This is a genomic window from Mycolicibacter kumamotonensis (genome assembly GCF_002086285.1).
Taxonomy (GTDB): Bacteria; Actinomycetota; Actinomycetes; order Mycobacteriales; family Mycobacteriaceae; genus Mycobacterium; species Mycobacterium kumamotonense.
This window is the reverse complement of sequence record NZ_MVHU01000007.1, coordinates 142056-157509: the sequence shown is the minus strand read 5'-3', so window position 1 is coordinate 157509 and position 15454 is coordinate 142056. Positions and strand designations below refer to the sequence as shown.

Here is a 15454-nt window from a genome sequence, read left to right as displayed (position 1 = left end):
CGGATGCGATTCGCGGCAACTTCTGCCGATCACAGTAGTCTGGGTTTTTGTGGCGATCATCCCGGCGCGCCTGAAGGAGCCGCTGTACCGGCTCTACGAGATGCGCCTCCGGCAAGGGCTGGCGGCCTCACGGTCGGCGCTGCCGCGGCACATCGCCGTGCTTTGCGACGGCAACCGGCGCTGGGCGCGTGATGCCGGCTACGACGACGTCAGCTACGGCTACCGGATGGGTGCGGCCAAGATCGCCGAGATGCTGCGCTGGTGCGCCGACGCCGGCATCGAGATGGCCACCGTCTACCTGCTGTCCACCGAGAACCTGCAGCGCGACCCCGCGGAGCTCGCCGCGCTGATCGAGATCATCACCGACGTGGTCGAGGAGATCTGCGCGCCCGCCAACCGCTGGAGCGTGCGCACCGTCGGGGATCTGGAGCTGCTGGGCGAGGAGCCCGCCCGCCGGTTGCGTGAGGCGGTGGAAAGCACGGCGAACGCGGCGAAGACGACGGGCGCCGACGGCGGCGGGCTTCCACGGCTGCATGTCAACGTCGCGGTCGGCTACGGCGGCCGCCGCGAGATCGTCGACGCCGTGCGCGGCCTGCTCGGCAAGGAGCTGGCCAACGGCGCCACCGCCGAGGAACTCGTCGACGCGGTGACCGTCGAGGGCATCTCGGAGAATCTCTACACCTCGGGCCAGCCGGACCCGGACCTGGTGATCCGCACCTCCGGCGAGCAGCGGTTGTCCGGGTTTCTGCTGTGGCAGAGCGCCTATTCGGAGATGTGGTTCACCGAGGCGCACTGGCCGGCCTTCCGTCGGGTGGACTTCCTGCGGGCGTTGCGCGACTACAGCGTGCGGCACCGGCGATTCGGGAGGTAGGTGCGGCGTGGTCGTGCTGTCGGCGCTGGTTTTCACCCTGAGCTGGTGGCTCGGGACCTACCTGCTGGCCCGTGACCCGCGCAAGCCGGTGCTGGTGCATGCCGCCATCGGGTTGTGCGGTTTCGCGGCGGTGGTCGCCGCCGACGCCGTGCGGGCGATCTGGCAGCCGGTGCTGCTCGGCCAGGTGGAGATCTACCTGGCCGTGCTGCCCGGGGTGGCCTGGTTCGCGGTGCTGCTGGAGCTGGCCCGGCCGTGTGACCGCTGGGGCGGCCGCGGACGCGAGACCCTGCTGATCGGCGTGGTCGCGGCGGCGGCATTGGCCGGGGCGGCGTGGGCCGGCAGCGTCGACGGCCCGTTGCGGCCGGGGCACTGGCTGTTGTTCGCGGTGATCTCGGTATCGACGCTGGGGGCGATGATCAAAGCCCTCACCCGGCCCGCGCAGCCTGGCTCGGTGCTCGGGGTGGTGATCGTCGCGACGTTGTTCTTCGCCCTGGCCAATGCGATCCTGATCATCCCGCTGGGGGTGGTGCCCAGCGGGATCGCGTTGGCCAGCACCGGCGTCGACGTATTGCTGCTGGGTCTGGCGGTGGCGCTCTGGGACGCCTTCGACGAGGGCCAGGCGTTGCGGCTGGACATGTTGCGTTCGTTTCTGGCCGCCACGGCGATCGCGGGGCTGCTGGGCGGGCAGGTGCTGATCGGGCTGGTGCTGACCCGGAGCGAACCCACCGCGCAGACCGTGCTGACGGTGCTGCTGTTCAGCACGATCGCGGTCGCGATCGAGGTTCAGGTGTTCGTCGACCTGCTGGCCCGACTCTGGGACCGGCTGGCGTTCTGGCGCTCTCCGGTGTTGCGTGCCGACCGCGCCGCCTTGCGCGACACCGAGGCAGCGCTGGCACTGCGCTCGACCGGACCGCTCGACGACGTCGACGAGGAGACCTTCGTCCGGCTGACCCGGCGGGCCTTGACGCACTACGGAGACCTGTCGAAGCTCGTCGCCAGCCCGCTGACCGCGCTGCCGGCCATCGATGAGCGGTTGGCGGCCCGCGGTGCGCCCGACGCACCGCTGGAGCGCGCCAACGAACTCAAGGCGCTGCTGGCCGAGCGCATCGCCGCGCTCAAACCGCGCGACGGCGGCGAGTTCGGCACCACCGAACAGTGGCGCCACTACAACGCCCTGCACTTCCCCTATGTGGTCGGAGTGCGCGCCTACGCGCAGAATGCCACCGCGGCCGGGCTGGATCCGACCGCCCGGCAGGCCTGGCAGTGGTTGGTCACCGAGGTGCCGCAGCGGTCGCTGCACAACTGGCAAAACGCCGCCGCCCGGGTGATCGCCGCCGATCTGCGCGGCAAGGTGACGGTTTCGCCAGGCCTGTGACCTGCGCTTGGCAGTGCTTGGCAGTATCCCGGGTCGATGTGGCAGCACTTGGTGAGCAATGTCGAGGGTGTTCGCATCGACCTTGAAGGGAGTTCGCCGTGACCGCCATCACCACCCGGGTCCTGTCCGACTCGACCGATTCACTGCTGCGCTTTGCCCTGCGCGCCGACGCCGCCGTCACCGGGGTCATCGGCCTGGCGGGGGTGTTCGCCGCCCGCCCGATGGCGGCGCTGACCGGGTTGACCCCGGCCCATGAATACGCTCTGGCCGCCTTCTGCGTGCTCTACGGCGCGGTGGTCTATGTCCTGTCCGCGCTGCCGGATGTGCGCGGGGCCGGCGTCGGTGTGCTCGCCGCCAATGTGGTGTGCACCATAGCCGCCGTCGCCGTTGTCGAGGCCGGCGTGCTGCCGTTGACCGGGTTCGGCGTCGCCGCGATGCTGGCGAGCGCCGCTTACACGGCCTTCTTCGCGCTCGCGCAGTACCGCGGGCTGCGCCGCCTGCCTTGAGTTTGTGGCCACGGCAGCGTGTCGCCCCGGCCGCCACCGTCTACAGTTCTCCCATGATGTGGCGGCTGGCGGCGATAACGCTGATTCCCGGGACCCTGATGTTCGCCGCCGCGCCGGCCCAGGCGGACGAGAAGGGCTATCTCAGTTACCTTGAGTCGCACGGTTTCAAGTACCAGAACAGCCCGGGACTCAGCACGCCGTCCGGCGCGGTGAAGTTCGGCGAAATCATCTGCCAGAACCTGCGGCGCGGCCGTCCCGCCCGGGACCGGTTCGACAAGAAGATCGCCGACGGCATCTCCAAAGTCGTGGTCGATGCCGCGCAGAACGAGATGTGCCCGGAGACCTTGGTCGCCGCCTCGACCCCGACCCCGGCGGCGCCGCCACCGGGACCTCCCGAAAATGTGCCGCCCACGCCGGCAGGCGAGGCTCCGCCTCCCGGGTTCCCCCCGCCGCCCGGGTTCCCGCCGCCGCCGGCGCCGCAGCCGCAGCCGGGCACCGCCACGCAGCCCTGAGACCTACAGCTTGCGCAGGCGCAGCCGGTTGATGGAGTGATCGGCGTCCTTGCGCAGCACCAGGGTGGCCCGAGGCCGGGTGGGCAGGATGTTCTCGACCAGGTTGGGCCGGTTGATGGAGCGCCAGATGTCGCGCGCCGCGGCGACCGCCTCCTGGTCGTTGAGTCCGGCGTAGTGGTGGAAGTGCGACTCCGGATTGGCGAACGAGGTGGAGCGCATCGCCAGGAACCGCGAGACGTACCAGTGCTCGATGTCCTCCACCCGGGCGTCGACGTACAGCGAGAAGTCGAACAGGTCCGACACCATCAGCGTGGGCCCGGTCTGCAGAACGTTGAGGCCCTCGAGGATCAGGATGTCGGGATGGCGGACCACCTGCTTGGCGCCGGAGACGATGTCGTAGCTCAGGTGTGAATACACCGGCGCGCACGCGTAGTCGGCGCCGGACTTCACCGAGGTGACGAAACGCATCAGCGCGCGCCGGTTGTAGCTCTCCGGAAATCCTTTGCGGTGCATCAGGTTCCGGCGTTCCAACTCCTTGTTGGGGTAGAGGAAACCGTCGGTGGTCACCAGGTCCACCCGCGGGTGGTGATCCCAGCGGGCCAACAGCGCCTGCAGCACGCGGGCCGTCGTCGACTTGCCGACGGCCACGCTGCCGGCGACGCCGATGATGAACGGCACCGGCCGGTCGGGGCTCTGATCGTTCTCACCGAGGAATTCCGCGGTCGCGGCGAACAGCTGCTGGCGGGCGGCGACCTGCAGGTGCAACAGCCGAGCGAGCGGCAGATAGACCTCTTCGACCTCCAGCAGGTCGACCTGCTCGCCGAGGCCGCGCAGGGCCACGACTTCTTCGGCGGTCAGGGGCATCGGCGTCGACATACGCAATGTCCGCCACTGACGTCGGTCGAACTCCACGTATGGACTCGGCTCGCTAAGCCGCCGCATGACCATACAGTCTTGCAGTAACCGCTGCGGTTAGCCTGATCGGGTATGGAGCCCGCCGCATTGATCCGTGAATACCTGTTGCTCGGTCTGCGCTTCGACCGTATCGAGCCAGGTTATGTCGACGCCTTCACCGGCGATCCTGCGCTGCGGCGACTGGTCGAGAACGAGCCGACGCCCGACCCGGCTGCGCTGGCCCGTCAGGCCGACACGCTGCTGGGGGTACTGCCGGGCGGCCTCGACCCTGCGCGGGCGGACTATCTGCGGGTGCACCTGCGGGCGCTGGCGTGCGCCGGACGCAAGTTCGCCGGGGAACAGGTCGGGTTCGTCGACGAGGTGCGCGACTACTTCGACGTCGACATCGTCAAGGGCGACACCGACCGCTACCGGCAGGCGCACGCCCGGCTCGGTGAGCTGTTGGGCGGTACCGGCCCGCTGGCCGACCGGATGGCCGCGCATCGTCGCGCCGAGGAGATCCCGCCGGAGCGGCTGGAGGCGGCCATCCACGCCTTCTCCTCGGCGCTGCGCGACCGGGTGCGTACGCAGTTCCCGCTGCCGGAGACCGAGACCATCACCTATGAGGTCGTCACCGACAAGCCGTGGTCGGGGTTCAACTACTACCGCGGCGACTACCGCTCCACGGTGGCGGTCAATGCCGATCTCAAACAGTTGATGTCGAATCTGCCGAGGCTGGTGGCCCACGAGTCCTACCCGGGCCATCACACCGAGCACTGCCGCAAGGAGGCCGGGCTGGTCACGCGACTGGGCCAGGCCGAGCAGACCATCTTCTTGGTCAACACCCCGCAGTGTCTGATGGCCGAGGGGCTGGCCGACCTGGCGCTGCACGCCGCGGTCGGTCCCGGTTGGGGCGGCTGGGCAGCGGAGATCTACGCCGATCTGGGGCTGCGGTTCGACGGCGAACGGGCCGAGGCGGTCGCCGAGGCTGCCGCGGCGCTGGCCGATGTGCGCCAAGACGCCGCGCTGATGCTGCACGACGAGCACCGCGACACCGACGAGGTGGCCGACTACCTGCGTCGCTGGCTGCTCGTCACCGAGGATCGGGCCCGCCAAATGCTGCGATTCCTGTCGTCGCCGTTGTGGCGGGCCTACACCTCGACCTATGTGGAGGGCTACCGGCTGCTGCGCTGCTGGCTGGACGCCCGTCCCGCCGGGATGAACCTCATCGAGCGGTTCGGCCGGTTGCTGGACGAGCCGCTGATCCCGTCGTCGCTGCGGGCCGAATTGGCTCGATAGACTGGCCCGCGTGACTGCGATGCCCAAATCCCGCCCCGCCTCCGCTGTGTTGTCGGCCCCATTGCGCGAGCTCGACCCCGATATCGCCGAGCTGCTCGGCAAGGAGCTGGGGCGTCAGCGCGACACCCTGGAGATGATCGCCTCGGAGAACTTCGTGCCGCGGGCGGTGCTGCAGGCCCACGGCAGCGTGCTGACCAACAAGTACGCCGAGGGTCTGCCCGGGCGGCGCTACTACGGCGGGTGTGAGCACGTCGATGTGGTGGAGAACATCGCCCGCGACCGCGCCAAGGAACTGTTCGGCGCCGAGTTCGCCAATGTCCAGCCGCACTCCGGTGCGCAGGCCAACGCGGCGGTGCTGCAGGCGCTGATGGAGCCCGGTGACCGGCTGCTCGGCCTGGACCTGGCCAACGGCGGGCACCTGACCCACGGGATGCGGCTGAACTTCTCCGGCAAGCTCTATGAGAACGCCTTCTACGGCGTCGACCCGGTCACCCACCGCGTCGACATGGACGTGGTGCGGGGTCAGGCGCTGGAGTTCAAGCCGAAGGTGATCATCGCCGGCTGGTCGGCCTACCCGCGCATCCTCGACTTCGCCGCGTTCCGCTCGATCGCCGACGAGGTCGGCGCGACGCTGTGGGTGGACATGGCGCATTTCGCCGGGCTGGTGGCCACCGGGCTGCACCCCTCGCCGGTGCCGCACGCGCAGGTGGTGTCGACCACCGTGCACAAGACCCTCGGCGGCCCGCGGTCCGGGCTGATCGTCGGCAAGAAGGAGTTCGCCAAGCAGATCAACTCGGCGGTCTTCCCCGGTCAGCAGGGCGGCCCGCTGATGCACGTGATCGCCGCCAAGGCCGTCGCACTCAAGATCGCCGGCACCCCCGAATTCGCCGAGCGTCAGCAGCGGGTGCTCTCGGGCGCCAAGATCATCGCCGAGCGCCTGCTGGCCGCCGACGTCGCCAAGGCCGGTGTGTCGGTGGTCAGTGGTGGCACCGACGTGCACCTGGTGTTGGTCGACCTGCGGGACTCGCCGCTCGACGGCCAGATGGCCGAGGACCTGCTGCACGAGGTCGGTATCACCGTCAACCGCAACGCCGTCCCCAATGACCCGCGGCCGCCGATGGTCACCTCCGGGCTGCGGGTGGGCACCCCGGCGCTGGCCACCCGCGGCTTCGGTGACGCCGAGTTCACCGAGGTCGCCGACGTCATCGCCACCGCGCTGGCGGCCGGTTCGGCCGCCGACGTGGCGGCGTTGCGGGCCCGGGTCACCAAGCTGGCGCAGGACTTCCCGCTCTATGACGGCCTGGAGGACTGGAAGCTCGCCTAGGCCCGGCGGACGGACACGCCGCACCCGAGTTGACAAGATAGTGTGAATTCGGGTTACAGTTACTTTCATGGCTGAACGTCCCGTTGCTAATGCATTGATCCTCGAGCTGGAGCCGGTGGTCGACGCGAACCTGACCCGGCACATCGACACGGTGGACCCGTGGTACGCGCACGACTACGTGCCGTTCGAGCAGGGCCAGAACTTCGCCTTCCTCGGCGGCAAGGACTGGGACCCGTCGCAGGTCACGCTGCCCAAGGTGATCACCGACGCCTGCGAGATCCTGCTCATCGAGAAGGACAGCCTGGCCGGCTATCACCGCGAACTCGTCGAACACTTCATCCTCGAGGACAAGTGGGGCCGCTGGATCGGCCGGTGGACCGCCGAGGAGCACCTGCACGCCATCGCACTGCGGGAGTACCTGGTGGTGACCCGCGAGATCGACCCCGACGCCAACGAGAGCGTCCGCATGCAGCACGTGCAGAAGGGCTACCGCGCCGACCGCTACAGCCAGGTCGAGACGCTGGTGTTCATGGCCTTCTACGAGCGCGCGTGCGCCGAGTTCTGCCGCAACCTGGCCGACAAGACCGACGAGCCGGTGCTCAAGGGTCTGATCGGCCGGATCGCCGGCGACGAGGAACGCCACGAGGAATTCTTCGCCAACCTGATCACCCACTGCCTGGACTACGTGCACGACGAGACGGTGGCCGCCATCGCCGCCCGGGCCGCGGAGCTCAAGATCGTCGGCGCCGACATCGACGCCTACGCCGATCGGCAGGCCGGACTCGCCGACGCCGGCATCTTCGGGCCCGACCAGCTGCGCCGGGTGATCTCCGACCGGATCAGCGCCTGGGGCCTGGCCGCGCACCCCGACCTGAAGCGGTTCGTCATCGGCTGATGCGTTCCGGCGCGCCTGCCCGGCAGGCCCGCGCCGACGGGGGTACCGTCGCAAGCGATGGCTAGCCACACGCTCTGCTGTCTAGGCGGCACCACTGGTCGTGAACTCGACAGGACCGGCTCCGGTCCTGGTGCCACCGCCCCGTCGATTTGCTCGCGCGGGGCCGCGCGGGCCCTCACCCGCTGGAGCGCTTAGTGCCTGATATCCGGACGTATGTGCTCGACACCTCCGTGCTGCTGTCGGACCCGTGGGCCTGCACCCGGTTCGCCGAGCATGAGGTCGTCGTCCCGTTAGTGGTGATCAGCGAGTTGGAGGCCAAACGGCACCACCACGAGCTCGGCTGGTTCGCCCGCCAGGCGCTGCGCCTCTTCGATGATATGCGGTTGGAACACGGCCGGCTTGATCAGCCGATTCCCGTTGGGACACAGGGCGGTACGCTGCACGTTGAGCTCAACCACAGCGACCCCGCGGTGCTGCCCTCGGGGTTCCGCACCGAGGACAATGACTCGCGGATCTTGACCTGTGCCGCCAACCTGGCGGCGGAGGGGCGACGAGTCACGTTGGTGAGCAAGGACATTCCGTTGCGGGTCAAGGCCGCCGCGGTGGGTCTGGCGGCCGACGAATACCACGCCCAGGACGTCATCGTCTCCGGCTGGACCGGGATGGACGAGGTCGAGGCGTCCGTCGACGACATCGACGTGCTGTTTGAGGACGGCGAGATCGACTTGGCTGCTGCGCGGGATCTGCCCTGCCACACCGGAATCCGGCTGATCGGCGGTAGCTCGCACGCGTTGGGCCGGGTCAACGCGGCCAAGAGGGTGCAGTTGGTCCGTGGCGACCGGGAGGCCTTCGGGCTTCGCGGTCGCTCGGCCGAACAGCGGGTGGCCCTGGATCTGCTGCTCGACGAATCGGTGGGCATCGTCTCACTGGGCGGCAAGGCCGGGACCGGCAAGTCGGCGCTGGCACTCTGCGCCGGTCTGGAGGCGGTCTTGGAGCGGCGCACCCAGCGCAAGGTCGTGGTGTTCCGGCCGCTCTACGCCGTCGGCGGGCAGGAACTCGGCTACCTGCCGGGCAGCGAGAACGAGAAGATGGGGCCGTGGGCCCAGGCCGTGTTCGACACGCTGGAAGGCCTGGCCAGCCCGGCGGTGCTCGAGGAGGTGTTGTCGCGCGGCATGCTCGAGGTGCTGCCGCTGACCCACATCCGGGGCCGGTCGCTGCACGACTCGTTCGTGATCGTCGATGAGGCTCAGTCCCTGGAGCGCAACGTGCTGCTGACGGTGCTGTCGCGGCTGGGCACCGGGTCGCGGGTGGTGCTCACCCACGACGTCGCCCAGCGCGACAACCTGAGGGTCGGCCGCCACGACGGCATCGCCGCGGTGATCGAGAAGCTCAAGGGCCACCCGCTGTTCGCCCACATCACGCTGCTGCGCAGTGAGCGTTCGCCGATCGCCGCATTGGTCACCGAGATGCTCGAGGAGATCAACCCCGCCGCGCTGCCGTAGGCTGCCGGGGTGCGATACCCGCCCACCATTGCGGCCCTGTTGGCGGCGCTGTTCATCGGCGCCTGCGCCACCGGCCACGTGCATCGGGCCGATGCCGGACCGGTGGACTGCGCGGTGGTCAAATGTGTGGCGCTGACGTTCGACGACGGGCCCTCGCCCTACACCGACCGGTTGCTGCGGGTCTTGAACGACGCCGACGCGCGCGCCACCTTCTTCCTGATCGGCAACAAGGTGGCCGCCGACCCGGCCCGCGCCAAGCGGATCGCCGACGCCGGGATGGAGATCGGCAGCCACACCTGGGAACACCCGAACATGACCACCATCCCGGCGGCCGACGTGCCGGCCCAGTTCGCCCGGGCCAACGACGCGATCGCCTCGGCCGCCGGGGTCACCCCGAGGCTGTGGCGCCCGCCCGGAGGGCTCACCGACGACGCGGTGAATGCTCAGGCCGCCCAGTTCGGTCTGGCCGCGATCCTGTGGGATGTCATCCCGTTCGACTGGATCAATGACGCCGACACCGCCGCGACCCGGTACATGCTGATGACGCAGATCAAACCGGGGTCGGTGGTGCTCTTCCATGACACCTACTCGTCCACCGTCGACCTGGTTTACCAATTCCTGCCGGTGCTGAAAGCCAATGGCTACCACATGGTTTCGGTCAGTGAGTTGCTCGGTCCGCGCGCAGCGGGCAGCGTCTACGGGAGTCGGGACAACGGCCCGCCGGTCAACGAGCTGCACGATATCCCGGCCGCCGACATCCCGGCACTGCCGGCTACGCCGTCGCCGCCGCCGATGCCGAACTTCCCGATCACCGACATCGCCGGGGCGAATTCGGGGGGCCCGAACAACGGAGCGTGACCGAGCGGCGCGTGTCGGACCTTTTCGGTATGATCGAACGTATGTTCGAATCGAACTCGTCGCACGGATCGCCGCCGGAGGTGATCGCCTGGTTCGACGAGCTCTTCGAGCGGCATAACCCGTCGACCACGCCGGAGTCCGCGGCGTTGGTGGATCGCATCGGCGCCTCGGCGCGGGCGGAGAACCGGGCGGCGGCGGCGAATCTGGTGGCGATCGGGGAGCTGTTTGCGCTGCGGTTGAGCCGGTGCAGTGAGACCGAGGAGTGGGCGGTTGATACCACGGCGGCGGTCACCGCTGAGGTCGCGGCGGAGCTGCGGATCAGCCAGGCGTTGGCGGGTTCTCGGCTGCATTACGCCCGGGCGATGCGCGAGGAGCTGCCGAAGGTGGCCGAGGTGTTCAAGGCCGGTGATATCGACTTTCGGCTGTTCCGCACCATCGTGTACCGCACCGAACTGATCACTGATCGTGAGGTGCTTGCGGCGGTGGATGCCGAGCTGGCGGTCAAGGTGCCCCGCTGGCCGTCGCTGACGGCGGCGCGCCTGGCCGGCAGGATCGACAAGGTCGTGGCCAAAGCCGATGCCGATGCGGTGCGCCGTCGCAAAGAACGCCAGGCGCAGCGCCAGATCGCGTTCAGCGATCAGGAGGGCGGGATCTCCGAGATCAACGGCAGCCTGTTCACCGTGGACGCGCGCGCGTTGGGCAAAGCCCTGGATGCGTTGGCGGCCACCGTATGCGAGCATGATCCGCGCAGCCGTGAGGAACGCCGTGCCGATGCGCTGGGCGCGCTGGCCGCACGAGCGGACCGGCTGGGATGCCGGTGCGGTCGTGCCGACTGTGCCGCGGGAAGACGTCCGGCTGCCTCGCCGGTGGTCATTCACGTGATCGCCGAGCAGGCCACGATCGAGGGCAACGGGTCCGAGCCGGGATGGCTGGTCGAGGCCGACGGGCTGGTTCCCCCGGAGATGATCGAAGAGCTGGCCGCCTCGGCGCGGCTGGTGTCGTTGGTTCATCCCGGCGATGCTCCGCCGGAACCGGGTTATGTGCCGTCGGCGGCGTTGGCGGCGTTCGTGCGCTGCCGGGATCTGACCTGTCGCTGGCCCGGTTGTGACCGCCCGGCGACCGACTGCGACATCGACCACACGATTCCGTTCAGCGACGGCGGCCCGACGCATGCCTCGAACCTCAAGTGCTTTTGCCGCACACATCATCTGGTGAAGACCTTTTGGGGCTGGCGCGACACCCAATTGCCGGATGGCACGGTTATCCTGGTGTCGCCCGCGGGGCACACTTATGTGACCACACCGGGTAGCGCGCTGCTGTTTCCCCAACTGGGTGCGCCCACCGGGGACCTGGCGCCGCCCGAGCGACAACCGGACGCCGCGTGCGGGGAGCGCACCGCGATGATGCCCCGGCGTCGGCGCACCCGGGCGCAGAACCGCTCGGCCCGCATCAACGCTGAACGTAACCAGAACCGCAACGCCCGCGAAGCTCGCCGCGCCGCCCGGGCCGCCTCCCTGTGCCCCAAAGTGACACCCGGCTCCGACGACGACCCACCCCCGTTCTAGCCGGAGTCACCTTTCAATGAGGTTGTGGCGCTTGTGCTTCGGATCGGATCCCAGGAAAACCACCAAGCCGGCCGCGGCCAGCGAAAACGCCCCGATCACCCACAGTGCGACCTTGCTGCTGCCGGTCAGGTCCGTCAGCCAGCCCGTGACGTAAGGGCCGCCGAAGCCGCTCAGGTTGCCCAGCGAATTGATCAAGGCGATCCCTGCGGCGGCCGCCGTCCCGGTGAGGAACTCACTCGGCAGAGCCCAGAAGACCGGCATCGCGCACATGATCGAGCACGTCGACAACGTGATCGCGAGCATCGCCAGGTACGGGTTGGCCATGTACAGCGCCGCGGGAATGCTGACGCCGCCGACGATCGCGGGAATCGCCACATGCCAGACGCGCTCACCCGTGCGGTCCGCGTGCCGCGCCCACGGCACCATCACCACGGCGGCGACGGCCCAGGGGACAGCGGTGACGACACCGCGCCCGATGATGCTCAGCTCACTGCCGTACTGCTGCGCAAATCCGGCGACGATGGTCGGCAGGAAGAACCCGACGGCGTAGAGCCCGTAGACGATCCCGAAGTAGACGATCGCCAGTGCCAGCATCCGGGGATGGCTGAGGGCCTTGCTCAGCGGCCAATCCTGACCCGCTTCGGCCACCGCCCGCTCGGCCGCCAGTATCGCTTCCAGCCACTGCTTCTCGTCGGTGTCGAGCCATGGGGCCTGCGCGGGCCGGTCGGTGAGGTAGAACCAGCACGCGAACGCCAGCGCGACCGCGGGCAGTCCCTCGACGAGGAACATGACGCGCCATCCGGCGAGGCCGAAAACACCGTGGCCCCAGTCGATGACGAGCGAGGACAAGGTGGAGCCGATCGCCGTCGAAACCGGAACCGCCACCATGAACAGCGAAACCGCCCGGGACCGGTGCCGCTGCGGAAACCAGAACGTGAGATAGAGGATGATGCCCGGGAAGAAACCGGCCTCGGCCACCCCGAGCAAGAACCGCAGCGCGACGAGCGTGGATGCATTGGGCACGAAAGCGATTGCGGTGCTGACGATTCCCCAGGTCAGCATGATGCGGGCCAGCCAGCGTCGGCCACCGAACCGGTGCAGTGCGATATTGCTGGGCACCTCCAGCATCAGGTAGCCGAAGAAGAAGATGCCCGAGGCGAAGCCGAACATGGTCGCGGTCATACCCAGTTCGTCGTTCATACCGTTGGGGCCGGCGAACCCGATATTGACGCGGTCGAGGTAGTTGACGAAGAACAACAACGCCAAAAAAGGGATGAGACGGCGAGTCACCTTCGCCATCGCCGATCTGCCCGTCCCGGACGCGGCGGGATCGGCGCTCATCAGGTGGTTTAGCCTTTGTCGACCTTGGCCATCGCCAGCACGTCGAGGCGCTTATCCAGCTCGGCCTCCGACAGCTTGTCGCCGATCAGGCCGCGGTCGATCACCGTCTGGCGAATCGTCTTGCGCTCCTTGAGGGCCTGCTTGGCTACCGCGGCGGCCTCCTCGTAGCCGATCGCGGAGTTCAGCGGCGTCACGATCGACGGGCTGGACTCGGCCAGCTCGCGCAGGTGCTCTTCGTTGGCGACCAGCCCGACGATGCAGCGCTCGGCGAACAGCCGCGAGACGTTGGTCAGCAGCTTGAAGGATTCCAGCATGTTGCGGGCCATCATCGGGATGTAGACATTGAGCTCGAAGGCGCCGTTGGCCCCACCCCAGGCGATCGCCGCGTCGTTGCCGATCACCTGCGCCGCCACCTGGGTGACCGCCTCGGGCAGAACGGGATTCACCTTGCCCGGCATGATCGAGCTGCCCGGCTGCAGGTCCGGCAGCTGAATCTCCGCCAGCCCGGTCAGCGGACCCGATCCCATCCAGCGGACGTCGTTGGCGATCTTGGTCAACGACACCGCGATGGTGCGCAGCGCCCCGGAGGCCTCCACCAGACCGTCGCGTGCCGCCTGGGCCTCAAAGGAATTCACCGCGGTGCGCAGCTCGGTGATCCCGGTCTCTTTGACCAGCACCTCGACCACCTTGGCGCCGAAGCCGTCGGGGGCGTTCAGGCCGGTGCCGACGGCGGTGCCGCCGATGGCCAGCTCACCCAAACGGGGCAGCGTCGACTGCACCCGCTCGATCCCCGCGGCGATCTGGCGGGCGTAGCCGGAGAACTCCTGGCCCAGGGTCACCGGAACCGCGTCCATCAGGTGGGTGCGGCCCGACTTCACCACGGTGCGCCATTCGGTCGCCTTGGCGGCCAGCGCGTCGTGCAGCACCTGCAGTGCCGGGATCAGGTGACGCACCGCTGCTTCGGTGGCCGCGATGTGGGTGGCGGTCGGGAAGGTGTCGTTGGACGACTGCGACATGTTCACGTCGTCGTTGGGATGAACCGTCACCCCGTTGGCGGCCGCGATCGAGGCGATCACCTCGTTGGTGTTCATGTTCGAGCTGGTGCCCGAGCCGGTCTGGAACACGTCGATGGGGAACTGGTCGTCGTGCTTGCCGTCGGCGATCTCAGCGGCGGCGGCCTTGATCGCGTCGGCCTTCTCGCGCGCCAGCAGACCCAGGTCGGCGTTCACCTGCGCGCACGCGCCCTTGAGCAGGCCGAGCGCCCGGATCTGGGTGCGCTCCAGGCCGCGCCCGGAGATCGGGAAGTTCTCCACCGCACGCTGGGTCTGCGCGCGCCACAGCGCACTCACCGGCACCCGGACCTCGCCCATGGTGTCGTGTTCGATGCGGTATTCGGTCTCGCTCATAGCTATTCAAGTCCTCGTTCGACGGTCAGGGCAGGGGGTAGGCGGCGTGTGCGTCGCCGGTGAAGTCGACCGCCGAGTACTCGTTGAGTTTCGACAGCCGGTGGTATGCCTCGATCATCCGGACGGTGCCGGACTTCGAGCGCATCACGATCGACTGGGTGGTGCAGCCGCCCGGGTAGTAGCGCACACCCTTGAGCAGGTCGCCGTCGGTGACGCCGGTGGCGCAGAAGAAGACGTTGTCACCGGAGACCAGATGCTCGGTGGTCAGCACCTCGTCCAGGTCGTAGCCGGCGTCCAAGGCCTTCTGCCGCTCGGCGTCATCGGTGGGCGCCAGCTGCGCCTGGATCTCACCGCCCATGCAGCGGATCGCCGCGGCGGCGATAATGCCCTCCGGGGTGCCGCCGATCCCGGCCAGCATGTCGGTGCCCGAGTCGGGCCGGCACGCCGCGATCGCCCCGGCCACGTCGCCGTCGGTGATCAGCCGAATCCGCGCGCCGGCGGCCCGCACGTCGTGAATGAGCTGCGCGTGCCGGGGCCGGTCTAGGATGCACACCGTCATGTCGCGGGGCGACAGGCCCTTGACCTTGGCGACCGCGTTGATGTTCTCGGCGATCGGCTTGGTGATGTCCAGTACCTCGGCGGCCTCGGGGCCGACCGCGATCTTGTTCATGTAGAACACCGCCGACGGGTCGAACATCGCGCCGCGCTCGGCCACCGCCAGCACCGAGATGGCGTTGGGCATGCCCTTGCTCATCAGGGTGGTGCCGTCGATCGGGTCGACGGCGAAGTCACAGTCGGGGCCGTCGCCGTTGCCGACTTCCTCGCCGTTGTAGAGCATCGGCGCGTGGTCCTTCTCGCCCTCGCCGATCACCACCACGCCGCGCATCGACACCGAGTTCACCAGCTCGCGCATCGCGTCGACGGCCGCGCCGTCGCCGCCTTCCTTGTCGCCGCGGCCGACCCATCGGCCGGCGGCCATGGCGCCGGCCTCGGTCACCCGCACCAGCTCCAAGGCCAGGTTGCGGTCTGGAGCTTCCCGTCGAGATGGTCCCGTCATGCCAGTCACGGCTGTTGATTCTCCCAGAACCGGATCAGCCCCGCTGAGC

The 15454-nt window shown here is 68.7% G+C and carries 14 protein-coding genes; 10 read left to right on the top strand and 4 right to left on the bottom strand.

Annotated features, from left to right (window positions below):
- Nucleotides 1-49 precede the first annotated feature (49 nt).
- The 4 genes from BST28_RS07360 (at nt 50) to BST28_RS07345 (ending at nt 3264) form a co-directional block, all read left to right on the top strand.
- The gene (locus BST28_RS07360; protein ID WP_029249572.1) at nt 50-871 is read left to right on the top strand and encodes a (2Z,6E)-farnesyl diphosphate synthase; all 822 of its coding nucleotides are present in this window, start codon (nt 50-52) and stop codon (nt 869-871) included.
- Between the two features lie 7 nt (nt 872-878).
- A complete protein-coding gene (locus tag BST28_RS07355) occupies nt 879-2246 on the top strand; it encodes a hypothetical protein (RefSeq protein WP_065289670.1) in 1368 nt (455 codons plus the stop codon).
- A gap of 98 nt (nt 2247-2344) precedes the next feature.
- Nucleotides 2345-2752: a hypothetical protein gene (locus tag BST28_RS07350; protein ID WP_207570051.1), complete on the top strand. Its 408-nt coding sequence runs from the start codon at nt 2345-2347 to the stop codon at nt 2750-2752.
- 53 nt (nt 2753-2805) lie between these two features.
- Nucleotides 2806-3264 carry a DUF732 domain-containing protein gene (locus BST28_RS07345; protein WP_083080519.1) on the top strand — a complete coding sequence of 153 codons (459 nt, stop codon included), beginning with the start codon at nt 2806-2808 and terminating at the stop codon, nt 3262-3264.
- A 3-nt stretch (nt 3265-3267) separates the two neighbouring features.
- On the opposite strand, the gene coaA is transcribed toward BST28_RS07345, so the two are convergent.
- Nucleotides 3268-4206 (bottom strand): type I pantothenate kinase, encoded by a 939-nt coding sequence (coaA, locus tag BST28_RS07340; RefSeq protein ID WP_029249338.1) that lies wholly within the window; start codon nt 4204-4206, stop codon nt 3268-3270.
- A gap of 45 nt (nt 4207-4251) precedes the next feature.
- Between coaA and BST28_RS07335 the strand changes: the two genes are divergently transcribed.
- From BST28_RS07335 to BST28_RS07310, 6 genes are all read left to right on the top strand, one after another.
- On the top strand, nt 4252-5457 hold the full coding sequence (locus BST28_RS07335; protein WP_083080518.1) for a DUF885 domain-containing protein: 1206 nt from the start codon (nt 4252-4254) through the stop codon (nt 5455-5457).
- Nucleotides 5458-5506: 49 nt separating this feature from the next.
- Complete coding sequence (gene glyA, locus BST28_RS07330; RefSeq protein WP_083080544.1) at nt 5507-6781, top strand: serine hydroxymethyltransferase; 1275 nt, start codon at nt 5507-5509, stop codon at nt 6779-6781.
- 67 nt (nt 6782-6848) lie between these two features.
- A complete protein-coding gene (locus BST28_RS07325; RefSeq protein WP_083080517.1) occupies nt 6849-7676 on the top strand; it encodes an acyl-ACP desaturase in 828 nt (275 codons plus the stop codon).
- A gap of 194 nt (nt 7677-7870) precedes the next feature.
- Nucleotides 7871-9178: an RNA 5'-3' helicase PhoH2 gene (gene phoH2, locus BST28_RS07320; protein WP_083080516.1), complete on the top strand. Its 1308-nt coding sequence runs from the start codon at nt 7871-7873 to the stop codon at nt 9176-9178.
- 9 nt (nt 9179-9187) lie between these two features.
- Nucleotides 9188-10036, top strand: a complete 849-nt coding sequence (locus BST28_RS07315) for a polysaccharide deacetylase family protein (RefSeq protein ID WP_083080515.1) — start codon at nt 9188-9190, stop codon at nt 10034-10036.
- Nucleotides 10037-10077: 41 nt separating this feature from the next.
- Nucleotides 10078-11601 carry an HNH endonuclease signature motif containing protein gene (locus tag BST28_RS07310; protein ID WP_083080543.1) on the top strand — a complete coding sequence of 508 codons (1524 nt, stop codon included), beginning with the start codon at nt 10078-10080 and terminating at the stop codon, nt 11599-11601.
- 6 nt (nt 11602-11607) lie between these two features.
- Here BST28_RS07310 and BST28_RS07305 read toward each other — a convergent pair whose 3' ends face one another.
- The 3 genes from BST28_RS07305 to glpX are packed head-to-tail and all read right to left on the bottom strand — an operon-like array spanning nt 11608 to nt 15405.
- Nucleotides 11608-12942: an MFS transporter gene (locus BST28_RS07305; RefSeq protein ID WP_109510869.1), complete on the bottom strand. Its 1335-nt coding sequence runs from the start codon at nt 12940-12942 to the stop codon at nt 11608-11610.
- Between the two features lie 8 nt (nt 12943-12950).
- Nucleotides 12951-14348, bottom strand: coding sequence for a class II fumarate hydratase (locus BST28_RS07300; protein WP_065287773.1), 1398 nt, complete (start codon nt 14346-14348; stop codon nt 12951-12953).
- A 25-nt stretch (nt 14349-14373) separates the two neighbouring features.
- A complete protein-coding gene (gene glpX, locus BST28_RS07295) occupies nt 14374-15405 on the bottom strand; it encodes a class II fructose-bisphosphatase (protein ID WP_205634582.1) in 1032 nt (343 codons plus the stop codon).
- Nucleotides 15406-15454: the final 49 nt, after the last annotated feature.

What these genes read in the sequence shown, in the direction of transcription:
- BST28_RS07345 (WP_083080519.1), top strand. Translation starts at nt 2,806, where the DNA reads ATGATGTGGCGGCTGGCGGCGATAACGCTGATTCCCGGGACCCTGATG.
- coaA (WP_029249338.1), bottom strand. Translation starts at nt 4,206, where the DNA reads ATGCGGCGGCTTAGCGAGCCGAGTCCATACGTGGAGTTCGACCGACGT.
- BST28_RS07335 (WP_083080518.1), top strand. Translation starts at nt 4,252, where the DNA reads ATGGAGCCCGCCGCATTGATCCGTGAATACCTGTTGCTCGGTCTGCGC.
- BST28_RS07325 (WP_083080517.1), top strand. Translation starts at nt 6,849, where the DNA reads ATGGCTGAACGTCCCGTTGCTAATGCATTGATCCTCGAGCTGGAGCCG.
- BST28_RS07310 (WP_083080543.1), top strand. Translation starts at nt 10,078, where the DNA reads ATGTTCGAATCGAACTCGTCGCACGGATCGCCGCCGGAGGTGATCGCC.
- BST28_RS07305 (WP_109510869.1), bottom strand. Translation starts at nt 12,942, where the DNA reads ATGAGCGCCGATCCCGCCGCGTCCGGGACGGGCAGATCGGCGATGGCG.
- BST28_RS07300 (WP_065287773.1), bottom strand. Translation starts at nt 14,348, where the DNA reads ATGAGCGAGACCGAATACCGCATCGAACACGACACCATGGGCGAGGTC.
- glpX (WP_205634582.1), bottom strand. Translation starts at nt 15,405, where the DNA reads ATGACGGGACCATCTCGACGGGAAGCTCCAGACCGCAACCTGGCCTTG.